A 23,425-nucleotide genomic window follows, 5' to 3' on the forward strand; every position below is an offset into this window, starting at 1 on the left:
TCAGGCGGCTCAGAAGGTTAATGTGATGGACGTATACGCCGGTGAGCCAGGGTCGACACCGGTTAGACAGATTCAGACGCCGGTAACGGGTGCGATCGGGATCAAGGTCAAAGGCGGCCTGGTGCCGCCTTATTCCAGTACTCCCTTACGCCGCATCAAACTTCCTGAACAACGCTTTCCCTTTGAGTAATCGGATCCCCAGCCAGCCACCGCACAGCGATAACAGCAGCGCGCCACACAACGGCAGCGCCAGCCATAGGGTCCAGTCAGGCTGCCACGGGAAGTCGAAAATCTTAGTCTGTAATCCCCACAGCGCCGCTTCTGCCCCCATCGCCGCCGCCACGCCGGAGACCACGCCGAGCAATGCAAACTCACACCACAGCGTCGTGCGCAGCAGGCGTTTACCGGCACCCAGCGTGCGATAGACCACCAGCTCCTGACGCCGCTGGCGCATACCGACCTGAATCTGCGCCAGCAGCAGCAACACGCCGCAGGCGGTTACCAGCACCACCATGATCTCCAGCGCCTGGCTGACCTGCGCCAGCACCTGGCCGATCTGCCGCATAATGCTGCCGATATCCAGCAGACTCAGCGCCGGAAAAGCACGGTTAAGCTGCGCCAGCAGAACAGGATTCGCCTCCATGCGGAAGCTGGTGAGCCAGGTCTGCGGCTGGCTGTCGAGCGCGCCCGGCGGGAAGATAAAGAAGAAGTTTGGCTTCAGGCTTTCCCAGTCCACTTTACGCAAACTGGTAATGCGCGCGCTGAAGGTCTGCGTATCGCCATCGAACGTCAGGGTATCGCCGAGCTTCAGCCCCAGCCGATCGGCCAGCTCCACTTCCATCGACACTTCACCCGCTTTAGGTGGCCAGTTGCCTGCCACCAGCGGATTATGATCCGGACGATCGGCCAGTTCCGTCAGGTTGAGCTCACGGTTCAGGGCATTATCCAGCTTCGGATCGGCCGGTTTGCCGTTGAGTTCACTGAGCCGCACCCGCGCAATCGGGTAAAAGGTCCCGGGCGTGATCTGATGCGACTGCAGGAAATCACGCACCTGCGGCACCTGATCTGCCGTCATGTTCAGCAGGAAGAAGTTCGGGCTATCCGCCGGTAACTGCTGCTGCCAGCGATCCAGCAGATCGCCACGCATTACCAGCAGCAGCGCCAGCAGCATGAACGACAGCGAAAAGGCCGCAAGCTGGCTCAGCGTCATGCCGGGCTGGCGCAGCAGCCGGTTGATCGCCAGTCGTAACGCCAGGTTGTGCACTACCAGCCGACGCAGCAGCAGCAGGGTTCCCCAGCCGAGTAGTGCCAGCAATCCGGCCAGCACCACCACGCCCGCCAGCAGCGCCCAGAGCATTTTACTGCCGCCAACCAGCAGCGCTAACAGCGTCACCACGACAGCAATCATCACCGGAATATAGATCTTCAGCGGCCAGAGGTTCGCCACCGCATCGCGCCGCAACACCCGCAGCGGCTGCGTCGCCAGCAGCAGACGATAGGGACGCAGACCCACCAGCAGCGAAATCACAAACAGCGATCCCACCGCCCAGATCCACGGCCAGACGCTCGCCGCCGGTAAGCTGGCAGGCAGCACGGGTTTCAGCATCGCCATCAGGATCGCTTCAACGCCCTGCCCCACCAGACCACCGGCAATCGCCGCCAGCAGCAGAACCGCCAGCCACTGACCGATGATCAGCCGCTGCAACGCGCCGTGCGTCGCACCCAGGGTTTTCAGCACCGCCACCAGATCGTAGCGGCTGCGGCAATAGTGGCTCATGGCGACCGCCACGGCCGCAATCGCCAGCATCAGCGTCAGCAAGGCCGAGAGCAGCAGGAACTGCTGCGCGCGCTGCATCGAACGGCCTAGTGCATCTTCCGAGTTCTCTACGCTGATCCAGCGCTGGTCCGCCTTCAGCTGCGGTTCAATCCAGCGGTCATAGCTGGCCAGCTGATCGGGATTACCGGTAAACTTATAGCGCCAGGTGATGCGACTGCCTGGCTGAATCGCACCGGTTTTGGCGGCATCCGCCAGATTGATCAGCAGACGCGGCGCCATCTCAAACGGGTTAAAGCCGCCATCCGGCTCCTGGATCACCTCGCCGCTGATGCGCAGCTGGGTGTCACCCACTTCCAGCGTGTCGCCCACTTTCAGGTTCAGCAGCGCCATCAGGCGCGGTGCCGCCAGCGCGGTACCCGCCTGCGGCCTCAGCCCTGGCGGCTGCGTCTGCAGCGTGCCAAACATCGGGTAGCAATCATCCACCGCTTTTACTGAGGCAAGCTGCGGTGACTGATCGGCAAAGGTCATGGTCATAAAGGTCAGCTGACGGCTCACCGTCAGACCGCTTTCAGCCGCTTTTGCCAGCCAGGCTTCTGGCGCTGCATCACTGCTGCGCAGCGTACGGTCGCCGGCCATAAAATCACGGCTCTGCTGATTCAGCCCTTTTTCCATGCGATCGCTGATCGACCCCAGCGCCAGCACGCAGGCGACCGCCAGCGTCAGGGCCAGCCAGACAATCAGCAGCGAGGGCGAACGCCACTCGCGCCAGAACCAGCGCCAGATCATTGCTCCTCCCACAATTTACCGTCGCGCAGCCGCAGGCGACGATCGCAGCGCGCCGCCAGTTGCTCGTCATGCGTCACCAGAATCAGCGTGGTGGCGAAATCGCGGTTAAGGGAAAACAGCAGATCGGCAATGCGGTCACCGGTTTTACGATCGAGATTGCCGGTAGGCTCATCGGCAAACAGCAGACCAGGACGGCCACTGAAGGCGCGGGCCAGCGCCACCCGCTGCTGCTCGCCGCCTGAAAGCTGGGCGGGCAGATGATGCAGACGTTCACCCAGTCCGAGCAGCGTCAGAAGCTCTTTCGCCTGTTCACGGCTCTGACGGTCGCTGTCGCCGCGCAGCAGGGAAGGCAGCTGCACATTCTCCTGGGCATTCAGGGTCGGCACCAGCATAAATGACTGGAATACAAAGCCGACCTGCCGGGCACGCAGGGCCGCACGCTGCTCTTCGTTCATCTGGTGCAGCGGCTGCCCCAGCAGATGGACTTCGCCACTGCTGCCATCGTCCAGCCCGGCCAGAATTCCGAGCAGGGTTGACTTGCCGGAACCGGACTCGCCAATCAGCGCAATGGTCTCAGCTGGTTTGACAACCAACTCAACTCCGGTAAGGATGGTTAACTGATGCTCTCCCTGACCGACGGACTTAGTAAGATGATGAACTTCAACAATGTTTTCCGCTGGCATTATCCCTTCCTGTTATTGATTCTTCTGCTGGTGTCGCGTCTTGCTGCTGCAGATACGCTGATGGTGCTGGGCGACAGCCTGAGTGCGGGCTATCGCATGTCTGCCACTGCGGCCTGGCCCAGCCTGCTTGATAAGCAGTGGCAGCAAAAACCTAAAGTGATCAACGCCAGTATCAGCGGTGATACGGCTGCACAGGGGCTGGCGCGCCTGCCCGCACTATTAAAACAGCATCAGCCGCAATGGGTGTTAATCGAATTGGGCGGTAACGATGGTTTGCGCGGTTTCCCGCCCGACGCTATCGCGCAGAATCTGAGTAAAGTTATCGACGATGTTAAAGCCGCCAATGCGAAACCGCTGCTGATGCAGATTCGTCTGCCTGCCAACTATGGCCGCCGCTACACCGAAGCGTTCAGCGGCATCTATCCCGGATTAGCGCAGCAGCATAACATTCCTCTGGTGCCCTTTTTCATGGAACAGGTTTATCTGAAACCCGAGTGGATGCAGCAGGATGGCATTCATCCTAATCCTGATGCCCAGCCTTTTATCGCCCAGTTAATGGCAAAAGACCTGGCCCCCTTAGTTAAGCAGCCGTAGCGCGCAGGGATGCGTCAAAAGGGTAAAGAAATGAAAAAGCACTAAATAACGGCAAGGTGGCGACAGAGATTTTCGACCGCTTTGCCATCTCTAAGTGTCCAGGCTTACTCTCTAAACAACATCAATGCGAAAAGATAATTCTGCCGTTCCTTAAAATTCACTTAAATACATCTTAAATTAGCATTTTAACAGTCGCATATAAGTTGGCGTTACCCTCTCCAACTGGTTAATATTTCTGCACGGAATTTTAGCTGCAAAGGAATGTATATGCCCTATCACCGCTATCACGACCCCCGCATATTTCGCCTGACTTCATCTGTCGGCGCTTGTGGAACCAATAATCCCAATGAAGTTAAATCAATTCAACGCATGATAAATGATGCTGGCTATCAGTTCGCAACGGGTCGCAGGCTCCCAACAAATGGACAATGCGATACTGCCACCACTGAAGCTATACGCTGGTATCAGCGGTTGCTGAATCTCTCGCCGAGTGGATTGGTTCAGCCAACCGACACATGGTTTATCAGGGCAATAAGTGAAGCAACCACACCTGGCTGGCGGCCTTCTAATACCTCTGGCCCCTTACGAGTCAGCCAGGGACAAATTACTTTTGACGCCGAAGGCACCGACTATATAACCGCCGTGGAGCCCTTCAAACAGCGCCGCTATCCCAATTTTTCACGCATTCTTCAATGGCCGCCCACGAGTTTTTCGGGGGTTACACTTGGTCGAGGCTATGATATGGGCAGTAGATCTGCTGGTGAAATCTACTCCACACTAAGGCAAGCTGGGATTGAAGAATATAAAGCCGTTTTGTGCTCTAAAGCAGCTGGCCTGAAAGGGCGGCACGCAGAACAGTTTGTTAAGGTTTATGGTCCGTTGGTCGGCGAGATAACCCACACTCAACAAATCCGACTTTTTGAAATTGCGTACAGGGTTAAACGGAACGAAGCCCTTAACCTTTATCGGCGAATAGCACAATCCATGCCTTCCGCCCCAGCATGGGAACAGTTAGACCCCAAAATTCGAGATGTCGTAACCGATATTTTCTATCAGGGTGTTCACAATGCCAGAGCACTGTTTCAGGCCGCAATTGAAGGTAAGCCCGCATTAATAGCCCATATTAAAAGTAGTCCTACATACATGACCTACGAAAACCACAGAAACAGAATAAGGTATCTACAGTGAAAAAAGTCTTAATTCTAATGGTTGCTCTTATTGCACCTGCTATGGCGCAGGCTGAATTAACATCAGGGCCAGAACGTGACGCCTGCTTCAAACAGAATGAAGACATACCAACTGCATATAACTGTCTGTCTGCCAAAAGAGACAACAGCAATAAAGCGCTGGATGCGCTAATAGCGGATACAGTTAAGAGAATCAAAGCCAACAATGTCGGCCCTTTTAATGGAAAAGAGTCCAGCAAAGAAACGTCCGGAGACGTTTACTCTCGGCGCTTTCTGGATGCGCAAAAAAAATGGAAGGATTACCGGACTCAACTTTGCCTGTCTGTAGCTACAGAGCTTAACGAGGACGCATACGACTACCAGTCATATATCGACCAGTGCCAAATTAATCTGAACAAAAACCATTCTGCTGAAATCACACAAATGGGACTGCCACCCGTCAATTAAGCACACTGGTCTCACTGCTCAGACGTAAAATCTGAAATCGGGCATTTTTTGCGGGGCTGTATAGCCCCGTTTACCGCCCGTTCTGTCAGCCGGTGCGGGCGACAAACTGTCAATCCACAACATAAAATCATTAACGAACATAACTTAACTTATTGATTATTAAATCTTATTCAAGGGCGTGAATTTGTGCAAAAAACCATTCTGATTACAGGTTGTTCCAGCGGTATTGGCCTGGTTGCCGCTCACGATTTACTGGCGCGGGGCTACAGGGTGATCGCCGCCTGCCGTAAAGCAGAGGATGTCGCCCGCATGGAAACACTGGGCTTTACCGGGCTGCAGCTGGATCTCGACGATCCGCAAAATGTGGATCAGGCCGCCGATACCGTGATCGGGCTCTGCGATAACCGTCTGACGGCGCTGTTTAACAACGCCGGATTTGGCCTCTATGGCCCGCTGCACACCCTCTCCCGCCAGCAGCTGGAACAGCAATTTTCCAGCAACTTTTTCGGCGTCCATCAGCTGACACTGCGTCTGTTACCCGCGTTGCAGGCCAGCGGCGATGGCCGCATTATTAATACCAGCTCGGTGCTGGGGCTGATCTCCACACCAGGCCGGGGCGCCTATGCCGCCAGTAAATATGCGCTGGAAGCCTGGAGCGATGCGCTGCGGCTTGAAGTGCGCAGCCGCGGCATCCGGGTCAGCCTGATTGAACCGGGTCCGATTCAGACCCGTTTTACCGACAATGTGACGCAGGGCGAACAGCATAACCCGGTGCGTAACCCCGGCATCGCGGCACGTTTTACTCTGCCACCAGAAGCCATTCTGCCTAAACTTCGTCATGCACTCGAGAGTAAACATCCGCGTTTACGCTATCCGGTGACACTGGTCGCACACATAATGAGCCTGCTGAAACGGTTACTGCCCGGCTGGATGCTGGATCGCATTTTGCGCAGCCATTAATCAGCCATGCGCAATAGCGCTTGAAGCCGGGCCAGTTGGCCCCATATTCTTAGAACACTTTTTGCAAAGAGACTTATCCATGTCACCACAAGCTTCGATCATCGACATCAACGAATCTAACCTGCAGCAGACCCTTGAGCAGTCGATGCAGCTGCCGGTGCTGTTCTACTTCTGGTCTGAGCGCAGCCAGCACTGTCAGGATCTGACGCCCGTGCTGGAGCGCCTGGCGCAGGAGTACGCGGGTCAGTTTATTCTCGCAAAACTGGATTGCGACAAAGAGCAAAGGGTGGCGTCGCAGTTTGGTCTGCGTTCAATCCCGACCGTCTATCTGTTCCAGGATGGTCAGCCGGTTGACGGTTTCCAGGGTCCACAGCCGGAAGAAGCGATCCGCGCCCTGCTGGAAAAAGTCCTGCCGCGCGAAGAAGAGCTGAAAGCGCAGCAGGCGATGGCGCTGATGCAGGAAGGTAAACCGCTGGAGGCGCTGCCGTTATTAAAAGATGCGTGGCAGCTGAGCAACCAGTCCAGCGAGATCGGTTTCCTGCTGGCTGACGTACTGATTACCCTGAACCGCAGCGATGAAGCGGAAGCGGTGCTGAAAGTGGTGCCATTGCAGGATCAGGATACCCGCTATCAGAGCCTGATGGCGCAGATCGATCTGCTGAAACAGGCAGCGGATACGCCGGAGATTCAGCAGCTGCAATCCCAGCTGGAGGCTGACCCGACTAACGCCGGGCTGGCTGCTAAACTCTCGTTACAGCTGCATCAGGTGGGCCGTAATGAAGAAGCACTGGAACTGCTGTTCAGCTTCCTGAAATCCGATCTCAATGCCGCTGATGGCCAGGCGCGTAAAATGCTGCAGGAGATTCTGGCGGCGCTGGGTACCGGCGATGCACTTGCCGCGCGTTATCGTCGTCAGCTCTATTCCCTGCTCTACTAAGCGGCAGCACCCCGGGCCGAAGCGACTCGGCCCGTTAATCTGACAACGCGGAGGTTGTATGATAACTGTAATTCCTGCCCTGATTATTCTGGCGCTGGTGGCGGTCTGGGCCACCGTCAAGATCGTGCCACAAGGTTTTCAATGGACGGTTGAGCGCTTTGGCCGTTATACCCGCACCCTGCAGCCAGGATTAAGCCTGGTGGTGCCGTTCATGGATCGTGTCGGTCGTAAGATCAACATGATGGAACAGGTACTGGATATTCCCTCGCAGGAGATCATCTCCAAAGACAATGCCAACGTCACCATCGATGCAGTCTGCTTTATTCAGGTCGTTGACCCGGCGCGTGCCGCGTATGAAGTCAGCAATCTTGAGCAGGCGATTCTTAACCTCACCATGACCAATATGCGTACCGTGCTTGGCAGCATGGAGCTGGACGAAATGCTGTCACAGCGCGACAGCATCAACACCCGCCTGCTGCATATCGTGGATGAAGCGACCAATCCGTGGGGCGTCAAGATCACCCGCATCGAGATCCGCGATGTGCGTCCGCCGCAGGAGCTGATTGGCGCGATGAATGCGCAGATGAAAGCGGAGCGAACTAAACGCGCCGATATTCTGACAGCCGAAGGGGTGCGACAGGCGGCGATCCTGCGCGCTGAAGGTGATAAGCAGTCGCAAATCCTCAAAGCAGAAGGTGAACGGACCTCGGCGTTCCTGCAGGCAGAAGCGCGCGAACGTCAGGCTGAAGCGGAAGCTAACGCCACTAAGATGGTCTCGGAAGCGATCGCATCAGGTGATATTCAGGCCATTAACTACTTTGTGGCGCAGAAATATACCGATGCGCTGCAAAAAATCGGTGAAGCTAATAACAGCAAAGTGGTGATGATGCCGCTGGAGGCGAGCAGTCTGCTGGGTTCGATTGCAGGCATCGGTGAACTGCTGAAGGAATCACGCACTGAGTCGAAACGCTGATGCTGGTCGATATTATCGCGCATCCGCACTGGTTCTGGCTGACGCTGGGTGGGTTACTGCTGGCGGCTGAGATGCTGGGCACCAGCGGTTACCTGCTCTGGAGCGGGCTGGCGGCGGTCATCGTCGGCCTCATTGAGTGGTTTGTGCCGGTGAGCTGGACGGCGCAGGGCTCTCTGTTTGCCGTGCTGACGCTGATCTGCGTCTTTTTATGGTATCGCTGGATGCGCCATCGTGAAGCGCGTCAGAAACCCAATGCCCTGAACCAGCGCGGCAGTCAGATGATCGGGTTGCAGCTGACGCTGGATACCGCGCTGCATAACCGCACCGGCCATGTGCGGATCGGGGACAGCAGCTGGCGGGTCGAGGCGGAGCAGGATCTGCCTGCGGGCACAGCAGTGGTCGTAACCGGCATTGAGGGGATTACGCTGCGTATTCAGCCACGCTGACCGCAGCACCCGGCCAGATTGTTGATAATAGGACATTCGGCGCCGTCATCGCCGGGACAGGCCTCTGCCAGCGCCAGCAGGCGAGCGCGCATGACATGCAGCTCTTCAATATGCGCCGCAATCTCCTCCGCTTTCTGCAGAGTACGGGCTTTTACATCGGCACTGTGGCGCGACGGATTGTTAAACAGCGCCACCAGCTCACGACACTCATCCAGCGTGAAGCCAACCTGTCGCGCCTGACGTAACAGGTTCAGCTCCTCAAGATGGTGTCCGTTGTAGCTGCGGTAGCCATTTTCACTGCGCAACGGCGGCGTCACCACCCCCTTCTCTTCGTAAAAACGTATCGCCTTGCTGGTCAGTCCGGTCTTTTTTGCCACATCGCTGATGTTCATTTTCGTCCCCTTGACCTTCCCCTTGATGGAAGGTTTATGCTTAAGCATGAATCGAAAATGACCAATCGGTCAAATGGGATTACAGAAGGAGTTGATTATGTCACACACTATTTCTCTGGCACTGGACGGCTTGTCCTGCGGCCACTGTGTCAAACGTGTCAAAGAGGCACTGGAACAACGCGATGATGTTGACCAGGCCGACGTGACCCAACAGGAAGCGCAGGTTTCCGGTCACGCAGATGCGGCCGCGCTGATCGCCACCGTGGAGCAGGCGGGTTATCACGCGACGCTGAAAACCGCGGACGCTTCCCCAAAGTCTGAACCGTTGACAGCATCAGAGCCGCCGCCGGAGGCGCTGACAACGGAGACTGCTTCCCGTCCGGCAGAAACAACCCTCCCCACCCATATGCTGCTGATTGAGGGCATGACCTGCGCCAGTTGCGTGAGCCGGGTGGAAAAAGCACTGCAGCAGGTCGCAGGCGTCAGCCAGGCGCGCGTAAATCTCGGCGAACGCAGTGCGCTGGTGCTGGGCGACGCTGATCCGCAGCAGCTGGTAGCGGCCGTCGATGCCGCGGGTTATGGCGCGCAGGTAGTGGATGACGAGCAGGAGCGACGGGAGAAGCAGCAGCTCAGCGCCCGCAGCGCGATGCGGCGTTTCAGCTGGCAGGCTGCAGTCGCCTTAGCGTTTGGCCTGCCGCTGATGATCTGGGGCATGGTGGGCGACAACATGATGCTCACCGACCACAACCACGGCGTCTGGCTGACGCTGGGCATCGTGACTCTGCTGATCATGATCGTCACCGGCAGCCATTTTTACCGCAGTGCCTGGCGCAGTTTACGCAATGGCAGCGCCACCATGGATACGCTGGTGGCACTCGGCACAGGCGCCGCCTGGATTTACTCCTTTAGCGTGGTGCTGTGGCCCGACTTTTTCCCGCCACAGGCGCGCCATCTCTATTTCGAAGCCAGCGTCATGATCCTGGGCCTGATCAATCTGGGGCATGCCCTGGAACAGCGGGCGCGTCAGCGATCTTCTAAAGCGCTGGAAAGATTGCTGGATCTGACGCCAGCCCAGGCTCGGCAGGTTGATCAACAGGGCGACAGGCTGATTCCGGTCAGCGATGTGCAGCCCGGCATGACGCTGCGCCTGGTCACCGGCGATCGGGTGCCGGTCGATGGCGAAATCACCACGGGTGAAGCCTGGTTTGATGAAGCGATGCTGACCGGCGAAGCGGTGCCGCAAAGCAAGACCCCGGGCGCAGCCATCTTTGCCGGCACCCTGGTGCAGGATGGCTCGGTAGAATTTATCGCCCGGGCGACGGGTAATCACACCACCCTGTCGCGCATTATCCGGCTGGTGCGTCAGGCGCAGAGCAGTAAACCGGATGTGGGCCGTCTGGCGGATCGCATCTCCGCCGTTTTTGTCCCGGTGGTGGTGTTGATCGCACTGCTCAGCGGCGCAGTATGGTATCTGTTCGGACCGCAGCCACAAATTGCCTACATGCTGGTGATCGCGACAACCGTGCTGATTATCGCCTGTCCTTGTGCGCTGGGCCTGGCGACGCCGATGTCGATTATTGCCGGTGTTGGCCGCGCCGCCGAGCTGGGGGTGCTGGTGCGCGACGCCGATGCCTTGCAGCGCGCCAGCCAAATCGACACGCTGGTGTTTGATAAAACCGGCACACTTACTGCTGGCAAGCCGCAGGTCAGTGACGTGCAGGTCTGGGGGGATGCCACCCGTGAATCAGTATTAGCGACCGCGGCTGCGCTGGAGTTCGCCTCGGGTCATCCACTGGCGAAAGCGATTGTCGCCGAAGCGAAACTGACCCAGCCGCCTCTGTTAGCGCAATTTCGTACAATACGCGGCAAAGGGGTCAGCGGTAGTCTGGATGGCAGAACGCTGCTGCTGGGTAATGCCGCGCTGATGCAGGATAACGGCGTCGATTACCAGGCGGCGGAAGCAGAGATTGCGCGGCTGACGCAACAGGGTGCAACGCCGGTGTTACTGGCTGAGCAGGGCCAGCTAACCGGGCTTATCGCGCTGCGCGATCAGCTTCGGCCGGAAAGCGGCGCAGCTCTGAAGCGACTGCATCAGCAGGGTTATCGCCTGATTATGCTGACCGGCGATCATGAAAATACCGCGCGCGCCATTGCTGCCGAGGTCGGTATTGATGAAGTGATTGCGGGCGTGATGCCGGAAGGCAAAGCGGCCGCAATTGAACACTTACAGCAGCAGGGCCGTCGCGTCGCGATGGTGGGTGATGGCATCAATGACGCGCCCGCACTGGCGCAGGCCGATGTGGGCATTGCCATGGGTGGCGGCAGCGATGTGGCGGTGGAAACCGCGGGCATTACGTTGATGCGTGCCGACCTGAACAGCGTGGCGGACGCGTTAGCGCTCTCTTCCGCGACGCTGCGCAATATCCGGCAGAATCTGTTTGGGGCATTTATCTATAACAGCATCGGCATTCCGGTGGCAGCGGGTGTGCTCTATCCGCTGACCGGTACCCTGCTCAGCCCGATTGTGGCGGGTGCAGCGATGGCGCTCTCCTCCATTACCGTGGTCAGCAATGCTAACCGCCTGCTGCGTTACCGGCCACCACGCGAGTGATCGCCGTTTCAGCGCTGTTTTTCACGCGCTGAAGTCGCTAGCATGGGGTTTTGAATCGCAAAGGACCGGGAATGACAGGCAACATCTGGCGCTCACTGCGCGGCTTTATCAGCCAACTTTTTCCCGCCAGTTACCGCTGGCCTGCGATGGATGTCCGGCTTGGCGATCGTCAGCTGCATCTGGTCGGCAGCATCCATATGGGAACGCGCGACATGCAGCCGTTGCCCGCCCGTCTGCTGCGTCAGTTACAGCAGGCGGATGCACTGATTGTGGAAGCGGATATTACGCAGGGTGGTTCACCCTTTGATCACCACGGCGATCGTCCCGCGCTTTCCACCCGGCTGGATAGCCACGCGATGCAAACGCTCACTGCACTCTGTCAGGAGATGAGCCTCAATCTGAGCCTGTTTGATAATCTGCCCGCCTGGCAGGTGGCGCTGATGTTACAGGCGCAGCAGGCACAAAGGCTGGGATTGCGACCTGACTACGGCATCGATTATCAGCTGTTGCAGGCCGCGAAAGGTCTGAACAAACCGGTGATTGAACTGGAAGGCGCAGAGGCGCAGATCGCCCTGCTGACTGCGCTGCCGGATGACGGCATGGCGTTGTTGCAGGATACGCTGCTGCACTGGCACACCAATGCGCGCCTGCTGCAGATGATGGTGAGCTGGTGGCTCGATACGCCGCCACGCCAGCCGGAAATCACCCTGCCCGCCACCTTCAGCCAGGCGCTGAATGATACGTTGATCGGTCAGCGAAATGCGCAGTGGTGTGACCGGCTTCAGGGATTATCAGCAGGAAACTATGTGGTAGCGGTCGGTGCTCTGCATCTCTACGGCGAAGATAACCTGCCTGAGATGCTGAAGAAGCCCTGAAAAAAAGAGAGCCGATAATATTATCGGCCCGTCAAAGAGGAATTTGTTTATGATTTTGGTTATCGCTCAGCAATCAGATTGCTGGCGCGCGGCTAATTTTCACTCAAAGAACAAAGTTTCGCCACCTTTTTCCACGACTCTGCGTAATAAGATTATTCTTAGTAAGGAACCTGTATGACGCCCGCCGTAAAATTGCTGGAAAAACAAAAAGTCAGCTTCACCCTGCATCCCTATGAGCATGACAGCAGCGAAACCCATTTTGGTGACGAAGCGGTACGTAAACTCAATCTGGATGCGCGCCAGGTCTATAAGACGCTGCTGGTGGCGCTGAATGGCGAGGCGAAACAGCTGGCAGTGGCGATTACGCCGGTATCTACGCAACTGGATCTCAAGAAAGTGGCAAAAGCGCTGGGCGCGAAGAAAGCGGATATGGCCGACCCACAGCTGGCGCAGAGGGTCACGGGCTATCTGGTGGGCGGCATCAGTCCGCTGGGCCAGAAAAAACGGCTGCCTACGGTGATCGACCACTCAGCCAGCGCGTTTGACGCCATGTTTATCTCAGGCGGCAAGCGTGGACTGGATATCGAACTGGCTCCCCGGGATCTTTCACGACTGCTGGACGCTCCGTTTGCGGATATCGCCCGCCACGGCTAAACCCGAGGCTGGGCGCAGAGCTGATCGATCATCCAGCGACCCGCCGGACCGGGCGGCGTACGGCGTGACCAGACCACCTCAATGGCGATATGCTGCGGCCAGCCCGGCATCGACAACTCTTTCAGAACGCCATGACCAAACTGTTTCACCAGCCAGCGCGGCAGAATCGTCCAGCCAAATCCCTGCTCCGCCATCTCCAGCAGTAACAGATAGGTCGGTGCCGACCAGATGCGCCCCATTGGCGCGGGTTCAGATGCCTCAACCCAGGTATTTAATCGCAGGTGACGAACCCCTTCCAGCTCGCTCTCGCTCAGGGTCTTAAGCTGGGCCAGCGGATGATCGCGATGTAAAAAGACCGCCATCTGCGCTTCAACCTGCAGTCGCGCCACGGCAATATCCACCGGCAGATTGGGCTGTGCCCGCACCACGCCCAGATGTACCCGCCCGGCCTGCAGCAGATCCAGCACATCACCATCCTCGGCAATCATGACCTCCAGTTCAATCTCCGGATAACGGGCGTCAAATTGCCTGAGCAGATGCTCGTGATGATCGGTTTGCCAGAAGTCTGACATGGCAAAACTGAGCCGGGGTTCAACGCCCTGCGAAAGCCGTATTGCCAGCGCATCCAGCCGCTCGCTGGCCGCCAGGATCTGCTGAACCTGAGGAATAACGCGGCGTCCCTGCTCGGTGAGGACCGGCTGCCGACCTGCCCGTTCAAACAGCGCAAAGCCGAGATCGTCTTCAAGACTGGCTACTGCCGCGCTGATGGTGGACTGACTTTTACCCAGCGCGCGCGCAGCGGCAGAGAAAGAACCGCTCGCCACAGTCTGCATAAAAGCCTCAAGGGATTCCGGGGAGTAACGCATCTGAACCATCGCTTTTTTCGATAGGTGTTCATTTTATCTTAGCATTCTGACGTGTGAAAATGCGCCGCATTATTGAAGGAGAACTCACAATGCGTACCCGCTCACTTAAAGAACGTATTCTTCATGCTGTCTGCTTTGAAACACTGGCGATTCTGACCGTATCGCCGCTGGCAGCATGGGCAATGAATAAACCGCTGTTTCAGATGGGATCGCTGGCGATTATGCTCTCTACGGTCGCGATGCTATGGAACATGATTTACAACAGCGGATTTGATCGCCTCTATGCGCCAGGCCAGAAACGCGGCCCGGGCGTGCGTGTATTACATGCGCTGGGATTTGAAGGCGGATTTATCCTGATTGGTCTGCCCATTGCCGCCTGGATGCTGGATATCTCTCTGGGTCAGGCTTTCCTGGTCGAAGTGGCCTTTTTCCTCTTCTTCCTGCCCTACACCATGGCCTACAACTGGGTGTGGGACAAACTGCGCGAGCGCTGGATCAGACGTCACCCCTGCCGGGCGTAAAAAAAACGGGAGGCGCAAGCGCCTCCCGGTCAGTTCAATGCGTGGCGGCTGTTTCATTCCCCCACGGCCAGATCCACGCCAGGATCATTTTGGGATAGTTACGCTTCCGCGCTTTTTCCGCAGCCTCATCCCGCGCCCGGATCTGCTCATCGGTCAGATGCACAATCTGCCCTTTCGGCTGATAGTCGCTGGCTTTGACCGGCGAGTGCGTCTTGATCCAGTCACGTAACACCTGCGCATCGACTGCCCCGCTGTTGAGATAACCCGCATGATTATCCAAACGCGGATAGCCGTCGCCGCCAGCCGCATTGAAGCTGTTGGTTGCCATGCGATAATGCTGCGCATCCTGCAGCGGTTTACCGTTAATGCTGACGTCGCTGACATGTTTACCGTCTGCGGTCAGGCTGATACCGGCAAACTGGGCGTAGCCGCCTGAGTCAGGCTGAATATTAGCGACCACATCCAGATATTTTTTGATCTCCGCCCCGGTCAGGCTGACCGAGACCACCTGATTGCCAAACGGCTGGACCTGCAACAGGTCACGCCAGCTCAGCTTGCCCGATTTCAGCGAGGTGCGAATACCACCGCCGCTCATCACCGCAAAATCGGCTTTGGTGTGCGCCATCTGGGCGCGCAGAATCAGCTGGCCGAGATTCGTCTGCTCAAAGCGAACCTGCTCTTTTTCACCGCTGAAGCTGCCGTCGGCGCTGCCGACATTCACGGTTAACTTCGCCTCAGCCCGTTTCTGGAATGGCATCAGCAGTTTCATCATGGCGGTGTTTTTCGGGATCTCTTCCTGCCAGGTGAGCCAGGTTTCGCTGCCATCCGCGTTCTTTATCTGATGTTTAAGGTTGACCGGCACCAGCTGATAAGCCTCCAGCGTCACCTGCCCATTACGGAAGGTGAAGTCACCACGTCCGACATATTTGCCCCATTTATCCGCCTGCATAATCCAGATCCCGTTCTGCTGATCGGGTTTGCAGGGCTGGCCCGGCTGATAATTTTTGACGCTGACGTTCTCTTTTTCCATGCAGACCGCATCATGCGAATGACCACCAACAATCAGATCGATGGTGCCGGCAGGCAGGCTGCGCGCCAGGGTGACGTCATCAATGCCATTGCTGCCATGCTTACCGTCGTCATAATGACCAAGGTGGGTCAGCGCGACAATCACGTCCGGCTTCTCTGTGGCGCGCAGTTCGGCAACCGCCTTCTCCGCCTCCGCAATCGGATCGCGGAACTCGGTATCTGTCAGACCCGCCGGGTTAGCCAGTTTCGCCGTGTCCGGGGTGATCAGCCCGACCACCGCAATTTTCAGCCCGAGACGATTGAATACCGCCCAGGGCTTAAACAGGCGCTGACCGGTACTTTTCTGATAAACGTTGGCGGCGAGCAGCGGGAATCGCGCCCACTTCTCCTGCTTGCGCAGGACCGCGATGGGCTTGTCGAACTCATGGTTGCCCAGCGCCATGGCATCATATCCAATCAGGTTCATCGCGCGAAAATCGGGTTCAGCGTCCAGCTCATCGGACTCCGGTACGCCCGTGTTCACATCACCGGCAGAGAGAATCAATGCGCCGCCGCCTCTGGACTGCACATCGTAGCGCATCGTATCCATTAAGGTTTTCTGCGCCGCCAGACCATATTCACCCTGCTCAGTAAACCAGAAATGACCATGCTCATCGTTGGTGTGCAGCAGGCTGAAACGATAGGTGCGATCGGCCTGGGCGGCCTGTGAAAACAGCGGCATCAGGGCCACCAGTAGTGCCACGCCCGCCCCTGTCCATTTAGATAACAACACTGTGATTCTCCTTAATTTGCCGTCTGGCCCGATTTTACTGCCGGTTTGCCCCACTGTGTCGCACATTCCCCCGGCGAACTCAAGGCCAACGCACATTCGCCTGTCTCTGTATGCCACTCTTTTTATCTCCGGACCGCTTTTGCTGAGCATGACAACAGCCGCAAGGCCGCGCCCGCGTCAGACTGGTTTGTTCCGGATAAGCCAGAACGGGTAGCCAGACCTGTTGTTAACCAGTTGTTTACTCCTGCAAAAGTGCCGCTGACGGGCTTTACCCTGTCTGTGCGCGCATTTAACCCTTATTTGTGTCATACCCACGGCATTTAAGGATGCTAATTTTTATTTACCCGGACCGCTTTAAACCGTCAAATCAGCCAATATTATGGATAATGAACAAAAACACCCTTTCGATTGTGCATTTGACTTTTTTTCCTGCTTTTTTAGGGTATTCCCGCAAATTGCTCAGCGAAAGAATAGATTTTGTTTTAAACTCATTTGTTACAAGCGGATACATTTGTATACAAGGAGACAGGCATGCATCACACCACACCGTTGATCACTACCATTGTCGGAGCACTGGTTCTGGCATTTCTCCTTGGGATGCTGGCGAACCGCCTGCGTATTTCGCCCCTGGTTGGCTACCTGATGGCAGGCGTGCTGGCTGGACCCTTTACTCCCGGCTTTGTTGCCGATACCAATCTGGCTCCTGAACTGGCAGAACTCGGCGTGATTCTGCTGATGTTTGGTGTCGGCCTGCACTTCTCAATGAAAGATCTCATGTCGGTAAAGTCGATAGCCATTCCCGGTGCCATCGCACAGATCGCGGTCGCGACGTTACTGGGAATGGGCTTATCGTGGACGCTGGGATGGTCGTGGATGACCGGCCTGGTGTTTGGTCTCTGCCTCTCTACCGCCAGTACCGTGGTGTTACTGCGCGCGCTTGAAGAGCGGCAACTGATCGATAGCCAGCGCGGGCAGATTGCGATTGGCTGGCTGATTGTTGAAGATCTGGTGATGGTGCTGACACTGGTGCTGCTGCCTGCGATTGCCGGCATGATGGAACAGGGCAATGCCAGCGCCGGACTGCTGGCCTGGGACCTGCTGTGGACCATCGGCAAAGTCGCCGCCTTTATGGTGCTGATGATGGTGGTGGGACGGCGTGCCGTCCCCTGGATCCTCGCCCGCAGCGCCGCCACCGGCTCGCGTGAGCTGTTTACTCTGGCGGTATTAGCGCTGGCGCTGGGCATCGCCTTTGGTGCTGTTGAATTCTTTGATGTTTCGTTTGCGCTGGGCGCTTTCTTTGCCGGTATGGTGCTGAACGAATCGGAACTGAGCCACCGCGCCGCGCGCGATACACTGCCGCTGCGTGATGCCTTTGCCGTGCTGTTCTTTGTCTCGGTCGGCATGCTGTTTGACCCGTCGATTCTGGTGACGCAGCCGCTGGCAGTGCTGGGCGCGCTGGTGATTATTGTGGTGGGTAAATCGGTCGCCGCCTGGCTGCTGGTGTCGCTGCTCGGCCATTCACGTCGTACGGCGTTGACCATTTCGGTCAGTCTGGCGCAGATTGGTGAATTCGCCTTTATTCTGGCCGGTCTGGGTATCTCGCTGGGCCTGCTGACTGACGAGGGCCGCAACCTGGTGCTGGCCGCCGCCATCCTGTCGATTATGCTTAATCCGATCCTGTTTACCCTGCTGGAGCGTTTCCTGGCGAAAACGGAGACGATGGAAGAGCAGACGCTGGAAGAGGCGATTGAAGAAGAGAAGCAGATCCCGGTGGATTTCTGCAATCACGCGGTGATTGTGGGTTACGGCCGGGTGGGCAGTCTGATTGGTCAGAAGCTGCTTGAGGCCAATGTTCCGCTGGTGGTGGTTGAAAACTCCCGCGCTCGTGTCGAAGCGCTGCGCGAGCGCGGCATCAAGGCGGTGCTGGGTAATGCTGCCCGCGCTGACACGATGGAACTGGCCCGACTCGACTGCGCCCGCTGGCTGTTACTGACTATTCCGAATGGCTATGAAGCGGGTGAAGTAGTCACAGCCGCGCGTGAAAAACATCAGAATATCGAGATTATCGCCCGCGCCCACTATGACGATGAAGTCGAGTACATCATGGAACGGGGTGCCACCCGTGTGGTGATGGGTGAACGTGAGATTGCCAGCAGTATGCTGCAAATCCTGCAGGATGAGATGACCCAGGGCGAAGATTTACAGCCCTGCGATGTCGTGCGCTGATGCGTGTTAAGCAAAGCCTGGCAGGCTACTGATCTATCAAAATCAGGGTGAATTTTACCGCAACGAATAAACTCAACACGCAGGGAACGCGGGCAGAAGAGGAAAGCGTCCCGCCGCCCGGACAAAAACGCCGGGAGCGTTTTTGAACAACGCGAAGCGTTGGCCCGGCTACGGGCGCACCTCAGGGATGAGGTGCGTACTAAAAACGCCGGGAGCGTTTTTGAACAACGCAAAGCGTTGGCCCAGCTATGGGCGCACCTCAGGGATGAGGTGCGTACTAAAAACGCCGGGAGCGTTTTTGAACAACGCGAAGCGTTGGCCCGGCTATGGGCGCACCTCAGGGATGAGGTGCGTAGTCGTGCGGGCCGAGCGGCCATGGATGGCTTAACCGACTTTCCGATCTGACCGTGTTCCCTGAGCAGGCTCGATCTCATCGCTAACCGAGCCAGACGTTGTCAGTCTTCTAAGGCCCTTCTCTTCAGAAGGGCTTTTTTATGCGCGGCAGCTGCCAGCTTTACCGATCCCAGTAAGACTCTTCCAGACTGTCTTCCCGCTCCGGCAGGCCGCGGGTCAGACGCGGCGAATGCTGATTCAGCACCTGGTAGCTGACGCGGTTGGCATATTTACATACCTGCGCCAGCGATGAGTAGGTCAGGTAAGGACGCGCATGTTTGCTGGAGTTTGGCACATTCAGGCTGTGATAGTTGTTGGCGGTGATGTCATGCAGTAACGCCGCCAGCGCACCATCTCCGGCGCCGTTGGTGTTCATGATCTTTTCCGGTCCGCCCATATAAGGCGCGATGTGCGAGAAAATGCGCAGCGGCTGCTGGCAATCCTGCTGGCGCATCACCCGGCTGAACTCATACTGGTTGAATTCAGCAATTGCGCCAGGCAGCAGTGGATGGTTGGTTTTGCGTTTGAACTCTTCTTCGGTGTAACCCGCCATATAGAGCCCAATCGGGCCAGCAGTACACAGCACCAGATCGACCCAGTCCAGCGCCATATTGGCGGCGAGCAGCGGATCGCTTTCGCCGGTCAGCGCCAGCGCTTCCTCTTCATTCATCGCCACGATGCTGACATGCTCGCGCAGGAAATCGCGCCAGAACTGAGGATTGTCGCCAATCACATGTTTGGTGCCCAGCGTCAGCACCACCGGCACGTTGTGGCGTTTGGCATACTCAATCGCCCGCAACGTTGCCTGTGGCATCGGTTCACCTTCGGCACAGCGCACCAGATAGGAGGTCAGTACCAGCGCAGAGGCTCCGGCGATCACCTCTTCCGGTACGTTATCCGGATGCAGCTGGTTCATCTGGCCGGGGCTGATAGCAAAGGTTCGCTCGCCATGTTCGCCAATCAGCGTAAAGCAGCGTCCAATGGCGCCATCCACGCCCTGCAGATAGTTAAGATCGACCCGGCTTGAGGTGTTACAGAGATAGCGATAGGCGTAGCCGCCAATCTGGATGTTATTGCACATGACGCCCAGCAGCACGGAGCGGTCATCGGCCAGCACCGAGAAATTATGCAGCGTGTTACCGATGGTGCCACCAGCAAACTGATGGGTGATCAGCGCTTCCTGCATCAGCTCGTTGTACAACGCTTCCGCGACGGCATTATCGATAACCAGCGAGTGCCCGGCACTCAGGCCATAACGTGCGAGAAAAGCGTCATCGACTTTGGCTTCGATATCCACCAGCGTCTGGTCGATACCCACCACCCAGCTGCCTGCATCAACGTCGTGTTGGGCGGGCTGTAACAGGGGATCGCGTGCGCTGACAGGAAAGTAGTGTTTGGATTTGCGTTTGCCGGGAAATTTCATCGGGAGGTGCCGTCTGGAAAAACAGGCAGAGAATGATATCACACTCTCCGCCTGCGCTTTAACGGCGTGCGTCGACCAGTTGCACCATCATGTCGATATGCGCCTCATCGGCGTTCAGCGCAGGGATATACTCAAACTTCTCACCCCCGGCATGCATGAAGATTTCGCAGTTTTCACCACTGATCTCTTCCAGCGTCTCCAGGCAGTCTGACGAGAAGCCCGGGCTCATCACCTGAACATGTTTGATCCCTTTAGCGGGCAGGCTTTCCATGGTTTTATCGGTGTAGGGCATCAACCACGGCTCACGACCAAAACGCGACTGAAAGGTCATCATGTACTGATCGTCACGCAGGCCAAGTGCTTTGACCAGGGCCGCCGTGGTATCCGCACAGCGCTGCGGGTAGTCATCGCCTTCGTTAGCAAAACGCTGCGGAATGCCGTGGAAGGATAACACCAGCAGATCGGGCTGACCGTGCCGCTCAAAGGATCGCTCCACCGTCGCTTTCAGCGCGGCGATATAGGCCGGATGTTCGGCGTAGTCGCGGATAAACTGCACATCAGGCAGCGAGCGGTAATCTTTGAATACCGCGGTCAGGCCATCCCACACTGCCGCCACGGTGGAGCAGGAGAATTGCGGATAGAGCGGCAGCACAATCAGGCGGGTCACGCCCTGCGCCATTAGCTTATCAACCGCGCTTTTCAGGCTGGGATTACCGTAGCTCATGCCCACCTCGACGGGCATATCGACCCGTGCCGCCAGCGCATCGCGCTGACGCATGCTGTAAACCAGCAGCGGTGAACCGCCTTCCATCCAGACCGATGAGTAGAGCTTAGAGACGCGCGGCGAGCGAAACGGCAGAATAACGGCATTGAGAACCGGCCACCAGAGCCAGCGCGGCGCATCGACCACGCGCGGATCGCTTAAAAACTGTTTCAGATAGCGTTTAACTGCAGGTGTGGTGGGCGCGTCTGGCGTACCTAAATTAACCAATAACACGCCGGCCTTATCTTGCCTCATTTGAGTTCCTTGATAACAACGGGGATGCGTGAAAACGGGGAAATTGTAGCGGAATTAGTGGGAGGTAAAAGCGATTACTGCAAAAGGGGCCAGTAATACCGGCCCCTGTGAACTTAGCCCAGGATCTTAGCCAGCTCGGCACTCACTTCGGTCACCTTACGGGTGCCGTCGATTTTATGATAGGCAGTGTTGCCCGCTTCCGCTTCTTTGCTGTAGTAAGCAATCAGCGGCGCGGTCATCTGATGATATTCCACCAGGCGCTTACGCACGGTCTCTTCCTGATCGTCTTTACGCATGGTCAGCTCTTCGCCGGTCACATCATCTTTGCCTTCCACTTTCGGTGGATTAAAAGTGACGTGATAAACGCGGCCTGATGGCGTGTGAACGCGACGGCCCACGATACGCTCAACGATCAGTTCATCCGGTACGGCGAACTCCAGCACGTGATCAACGGTGATCCCGGCCTCTTTCATTGCATCTGCCTGAGGAATGGTGCGCGGGAAACCGTCCAGCAGGAAACCGTTTTTGCAGTCTTCCTGGGTGATACGCTCTTTGACCAGCGCAATCACCAGCTCATCGGTCACCAGTTTGCCAGCATCCATGATGGCTTTCGCCTGGTTGCCCAGCTCGCTGCCTGCTTTTACTGCTGCACGCAACATGTCGCCGGTGGAGATTTGCGGAATGCCATACTTCTCCATGATGAATTGGGCCTGAGTCCCCTTACCTGCGCCCGGAGCTCCGAGCAGAATAATACGCATTGCGTAAATCCCCTTGCGAATCGCATTGATCTATCTTAGAAGCGAAAGAACATACCATTATGACCCGCTCATCACAAGGAAGGGCGCGGATCGCGCAGGGCGTCCTGAGCTGCTTTTTGGCCCTGACCCCTACCCGCCCGGCCTGCCGGACGCTTTTTCAGATTTACCGCCTGAGCCGAGCAGGAATTGCAGTCGTCGGCTCAGATGATGGGTCATATTCACGCTTTTTTTGCCGCTGCCGCGCACGTTAGCATTCAGCAGCAGCCGCGCCTGCTGCGGCCATTTCACCACATCTTCCGCATCTGACAGCGATGTGATCACGGAGGCCGGGACATTAAAGCTGGCAAACGGCAAACCGGGCTGATGGCAGGAGTTCAGCGGCAGCGGGTCAGACAGGGAGAGCGCATCGACGGTGGCGGCATTGTAAGGCCGCCAGTGCGGATCGTCGAAGCGGCGCAGTGCCTCATGCGTGGCGGTCAGGGTCAGCCCCTGTTCGAAAAGCCGCAGTTCGCTGCGCACCAGCGTACTGAAGTCATGTGTCCGCAACGCCACCAGCACCAGATCGCTGCAGATCTCGGCGTGGCGATCCAGTCGGGTGACAAACAGATGGGCTTCGTCGATCAGTTTCTGATGCAGTACGCTGGCAAAACTCTCGCTCGCCTCCGTCACGCCCTGGTTCTGGCAATCCCGCAGCGGACGCACGCGGCCATTGGGCAATTCGACATGCGGTACCAGCATGATGCTGCCTGCGATCAGCGGAACTGCTGGCAGGATGTTGAGTTCGGTTACCGGAAAGTGCGAGGCGTAACGGTGCTGATTGCGCGCCTGCTCCTGCCGCAGAAAGAGCTGAGAAAGAAGGACCTGCGCCACATGCAGCGAGGGCGCGAAGAAGAGATCGAACTGCTCCAGCCGGTAAAAGCGTGAGAGCGCCAGGCGTAACCGATGGCGCGCCTCTGCTGAAGTTTCAGAGGATAAAGAGCGGTGTGCCATGGTTGTCTCGCTTCGGGGAGTGTGCGGCGTGAACGCAGGTTAAGCGAGGCGGAATACCCTGAAAAATCACAGATATAAGGCTGAGTCAACCCGCCAGAATTTGCCCT

At 57.2% G+C, this 23,425-nt stretch carries 21 protein-coding genes; 12 read left to right on the forward strand and 9 right to left on the reverse strand.

From position 1 onward, the window contains the following. Nucleotides 1-145 precede the first annotated feature (145 nt). Nucleotides 146-2,563: a putative ABC transporter permease subunit YbbP gene (gene ybbP, locus OK412_RS13075; RefSeq protein WP_264353234.1), complete on the reverse strand. Its 2,418-nt coding sequence runs from the start codon at nt 2,561-2,563 to the stop codon at nt 146-148. Continuing rightward, nucleotides 2,560-3,246 (reverse strand): putative ABC transporter ATP-binding protein YbbA, encoded by a 687-nt coding sequence (ybbA, locus tag OK412_RS13080; protein ID WP_033756810.1) that lies wholly within the window; start codon nt 3,244-3,246, stop codon nt 2,560-2,562. The genes ybbP and ybbA overlap by 4 nt, the downstream gene beginning before the upstream one ends. Here ybbA and tesA point away from each other — a divergent pair. The 7 genes from tesA to OK412_RS13115 all read left to right on the forward strand — a co-directional run bounded on the left by tesA (nt 3,214) and on the right by OK412_RS13115 (nt 8,790). Then, nucleotides 3,214-3,840: a multifunctional acyl-CoA thioesterase I/protease I/lysophospholipase L1 gene (gene tesA, locus OK412_RS13085; RefSeq protein ID WP_010671236.1), complete on the forward strand. Its 627-nt coding sequence runs from the start codon at nt 3,214-3,216 to the stop codon at nt 3,838-3,840. The two genes, ybbA and tesA, sit on opposite strands and share 33 nt — an antisense overlap. 267 nt (nt 3,841-4,107) lie before the next feature. Further along, complete coding sequence (locus OK412_RS13090; RefSeq protein ID WP_062758233.1) at nt 4,108-5,028, forward strand: peptidoglycan-binding protein; 921 nt, start codon at nt 4,108-4,110, stop codon at nt 5,026-5,028. Then, nucleotides 5,025-5,474 (forward strand): lysozyme inhibitor LprI family protein, encoded by a 450-nt coding sequence (locus tag OK412_RS13095; RefSeq protein ID WP_264353235.1) that lies wholly within the window; start codon nt 5,025-5,027, stop codon nt 5,472-5,474. The genes OK412_RS13090 and OK412_RS13095 overlap by 4 nt, the downstream gene beginning before the upstream one ends. 186 nt (nt 5,475-5,660) lie before the next feature. Then, the gene (locus OK412_RS13100; protein ID WP_264353236.1) at nt 5,661-6,434 is read left to right on the forward strand and encodes an SDR family oxidoreductase; all 774 of its coding nucleotides are present in this window, start codon (nt 5,661-5,663) and stop codon (nt 6,432-6,434) included. A gap of 79 nt (nt 6,435-6,513) precedes the next feature. After that, entirely contained in the window at nt 6,514-7,371 is an 858-nt protein-coding gene (locus OK412_RS13105) for a thioredoxin family protein (RefSeq protein ID WP_010259064.1), read from the forward strand. A 58-nt stretch (nt 7,372-7,429) separates the two neighbouring features. Beyond that, nucleotides 7,430-8,344: an SPFH domain-containing protein gene (locus tag OK412_RS13110; protein ID WP_010259065.1), complete on the forward strand. Its 915-nt coding sequence runs from the start codon at nt 7,430-7,432 to the stop codon at nt 8,342-8,344. Next, on the forward strand, nt 8,344-8,790 hold the full coding sequence (locus OK412_RS13115; protein ID WP_010671234.1) for an NfeD family protein: 447 nt from the start codon (nt 8,344-8,346) through the stop codon (nt 8,788-8,790). Before OK412_RS13110 ends, OK412_RS13115 begins: the two co-directional genes overlap by 1 nt. Here OK412_RS13115 and cueR read toward each other — a convergent pair. After that, nucleotides 8,778-9,182 carry a Cu(I)-responsive transcriptional regulator gene (gene cueR / locus OK412_RS13120; protein ID WP_010671233.1) on the reverse strand — a complete coding sequence of 135 codons (405 nt, stop codon included), beginning with the start codon at nt 9,180-9,182 and terminating at the stop codon, nt 8,778-8,780. The two genes, OK412_RS13115 and cueR, sit on opposite strands and share 13 nt — an antisense overlap. 97 nt (nt 9,183-9,279) lie before the next feature. Between cueR and copA the strand changes: the two genes are divergently transcribed. The 3 genes from copA (at nt 9,280) to ybaK (ending at nt 13,322) form a co-directional block, all read left to right on the forward strand. Further along, a complete protein-coding gene (copA, locus tag OK412_RS13125; protein ID WP_264353237.1) occupies nt 9,280-11,793 on the forward strand; it encodes a copper-exporting P-type ATPase CopA in 2,514 nt (837 codons plus the stop codon). 71 nt (nt 11,794-11,864) lie between these two features. Then, on the forward strand, nt 11,865-12,668 hold the full coding sequence (locus OK412_RS13130; protein WP_010259069.1) for a TraB/GumN family protein: 804 nt from the start codon (nt 11,865-11,867) through the stop codon (nt 12,666-12,668). Between the two features lie 174 nt (nt 12,669-12,842). After that, complete coding sequence (ybaK, locus tag OK412_RS13135; protein WP_033756794.1) at nt 12,843-13,322, forward strand: Cys-tRNA(Pro)/Cys-tRNA(Cys) deacylase YbaK; 480 nt, start codon at nt 12,843-12,845, stop codon at nt 13,320-13,322. Here the strand turns inward: ybaK and OK412_RS13140 are convergent. Next, complete coding sequence (locus OK412_RS13140) at nt 13,319-14,188, reverse strand: LysR family transcriptional regulator (protein ID WP_010671230.1); 870 nt, start codon at nt 14,186-14,188, stop codon at nt 13,319-13,321. The genes ybaK and OK412_RS13140 overlap by 4 nt on opposite strands. A gap of 89 nt (nt 14,189-14,277) precedes the next feature. Between OK412_RS13140 and OK412_RS13145 the strand changes: the two genes are divergently transcribed. Beyond that, nucleotides 14,278-14,709, forward strand: coding sequence for a multidrug/biocide efflux PACE transporter (locus OK412_RS13145; protein ID WP_022626100.1), 432 nt, complete (start codon nt 14,278-14,280; stop codon nt 14,707-14,709). A gap of 34 nt (nt 14,710-14,743) precedes the next feature. Here the strand turns inward: OK412_RS13145 and ushA are convergent, their stop codons facing one another. Further along, nucleotides 14,744-16,510: a bifunctional UDP-sugar hydrolase/5'-nucleotidase UshA gene (gene ushA, locus OK412_RS13150; RefSeq protein ID WP_307380726.1), complete on the reverse strand. Its 1,767-nt coding sequence runs from the start codon at nt 16,508-16,510 to the stop codon at nt 14,744-14,746. A 531-nt stretch (nt 16,511-17,041) separates the two neighbouring features. On the opposite strand from ushA, the gene ybaL reads away from it, so the two are divergent. Continuing rightward, nucleotides 17,042-18,736: a YbaL family putative K(+) efflux transporter gene (ybaL, locus tag OK412_RS13155; protein ID WP_010259074.1), complete on the forward strand. Its 1,695-nt coding sequence runs from the start codon at nt 17,042-17,044 to the stop codon at nt 18,734-18,736. 514 nt (nt 18,737-19,250) lie between these two features. Here ybaL and OK412_RS13160 read toward each other — a convergent pair. The 4 genes from OK412_RS13160 to OK412_RS13175 all read right to left on the reverse strand — a co-directional run bounded on the left by OK412_RS13160 (nt 19,251) and on the right by OK412_RS13175 (nt 23,318). Further along, complete coding sequence (locus OK412_RS13160; RefSeq protein ID WP_010255936.1) at nt 19,251-20,552, reverse strand: inosine/guanosine kinase; 1,302 nt, start codon at nt 20,550-20,552, stop codon at nt 19,251-19,253. A gap of 58 nt (nt 20,553-20,610) precedes the next feature. Beyond that, nucleotides 20,611-21,570 (reverse strand): ferrochelatase, encoded by a 960-nt coding sequence (hemH, locus tag OK412_RS13165; RefSeq protein WP_022626102.1) that lies wholly within the window; start codon nt 21,568-21,570, stop codon nt 20,611-20,613. 113 nt (nt 21,571-21,683) lie between these two features. Beyond that, nucleotides 21,684-22,328 (reverse strand): adenylate kinase, encoded by a 645-nt coding sequence (gene adk / locus OK412_RS13170; protein ID WP_010671225.1) that lies wholly within the window; start codon nt 22,326-22,328, stop codon nt 21,684-21,686. Nucleotides 22,329-22,457: 129 nt separating this feature from the next. Continuing rightward, nucleotides 22,458-23,318, reverse strand: coding sequence for a DUF6024 family protein (locus OK412_RS13175; protein WP_010255933.1), 861 nt, complete (start codon nt 23,316-23,318; stop codon nt 22,458-22,460). Nucleotides 23,319-23,425: the final 107 nt, after the last annotated feature.

This window comes from Pantoea sp. JV6 (assembly GCF_025910055.1).
Taxonomy (GTDB): Bacteria; Pseudomonadota; Gammaproteobacteria; order Enterobacterales; family Enterobacteriaceae; genus Pantoea; species Pantoea agglomerans.

What these genes read in the sequence shown, in the direction of transcription:
- OK412_RS13090 (WP_062758233.1), top strand. Translation starts at nt 4,108, where the DNA reads ATGCCCTATCACCGCTATCACGACCCCCGCATATTTCGCCTGACTTCA.
- OK412_RS13115 (WP_010671234.1), top strand. Translation starts at nt 8,344, where the DNA reads ATGCTGGTCGATATTATCGCGCATCCGCACTGGTTCTGGCTGACGCTG.
- OK412_RS13145 (WP_022626100.1), top strand. Translation starts at nt 14,278, where the DNA reads ATGCGTACCCGCTCACTTAAAGAACGTATTCTTCATGCTGTCTGCTTT.
- ybbA (WP_033756810.1), bottom strand. Translation starts at nt 3,246, where the DNA reads ATGCCAGCGGAAAACATTGTTGAAGTTCATCATCTTACTAAGTCCGTC.
- hemH (WP_022626102.1), bottom strand. Translation starts at nt 21,570, where the DNA reads ATGAGGCAAGATAAGGCCGGCGTGTTATTGGTTAATTTAGGTACGCCA.
- OK412_RS13140 (WP_010671230.1), bottom strand. Translation starts at nt 14,188, where the DNA reads ATGCGTTACTCCCCGGAATCCCTTGAGGCTTTTATGCAGACTGTGGCG.
- ybaK (WP_033756794.1), top strand. Translation starts at nt 12,843, where the DNA reads ATGACGCCCGCCGTAAAATTGCTGGAAAAACAAAAAGTCAGCTTCACC.
- OK412_RS13130 (WP_010259069.1), top strand. Translation starts at nt 11,865, where the DNA reads ATGACAGGCAACATCTGGCGCTCACTGCGCGGCTTTATCAGCCAACTT.
- ybaL (WP_010259074.1), top strand. Translation starts at nt 17,042, where the DNA reads ATGCATCACACCACACCGTTGATCACTACCATTGTCGGAGCACTGGTT.
- cueR (WP_010671233.1), bottom strand. Translation starts at nt 9,182, where the DNA reads ATGAACATCAGCGATGTGGCAAAAAAGACCGGACTGACCAGCAAGGCG.
- copA (WP_264353237.1), top strand. Translation starts at nt 9,280, where the DNA reads ATGTCACACACTATTTCTCTGGCACTGGACGGCTTGTCCTGCGGCCAC.
- OK412_RS13110 (WP_010259065.1), top strand. Translation starts at nt 7,430, where the DNA reads ATGATAACTGTAATTCCTGCCCTGATTATTCTGGCGCTGGTGGCGGTC.
- OK412_RS13175 (WP_010255933.1), bottom strand. Translation starts at nt 23,318, where the DNA reads ATGGCACACCGCTCTTTATCCTCTGAAACTTCAGCAGAGGCGCGCCAT.
- OK412_RS13160 (WP_010255936.1), bottom strand. Translation starts at nt 20,552, where the DNA reads ATGAAATTTCCCGGCAAACGCAAATCCAAACACTACTTTCCTGTCAGC.
- OK412_RS13105 (WP_010259064.1), top strand. Translation starts at nt 6,514, where the DNA reads ATGTCACCACAAGCTTCGATCATCGACATCAACGAATCTAACCTGCAG.
- ybbP (WP_264353234.1), bottom strand. Translation starts at nt 2,563, where the DNA reads ATGATCTGGCGCTGGTTCTGGCGCGAGTGGCGTTCGCCCTCGCTGCTG.
- tesA (WP_010671236.1), top strand. Translation starts at nt 3,214, where the DNA reads ATGATGAACTTCAACAATGTTTTCCGCTGGCATTATCCCTTCCTGTTA.
- adk (WP_010671225.1), bottom strand. Translation starts at nt 22,328, where the DNA reads ATGCGTATTATTCTGCTCGGAGCTCCGGGCGCAGGTAAGGGGACTCAG.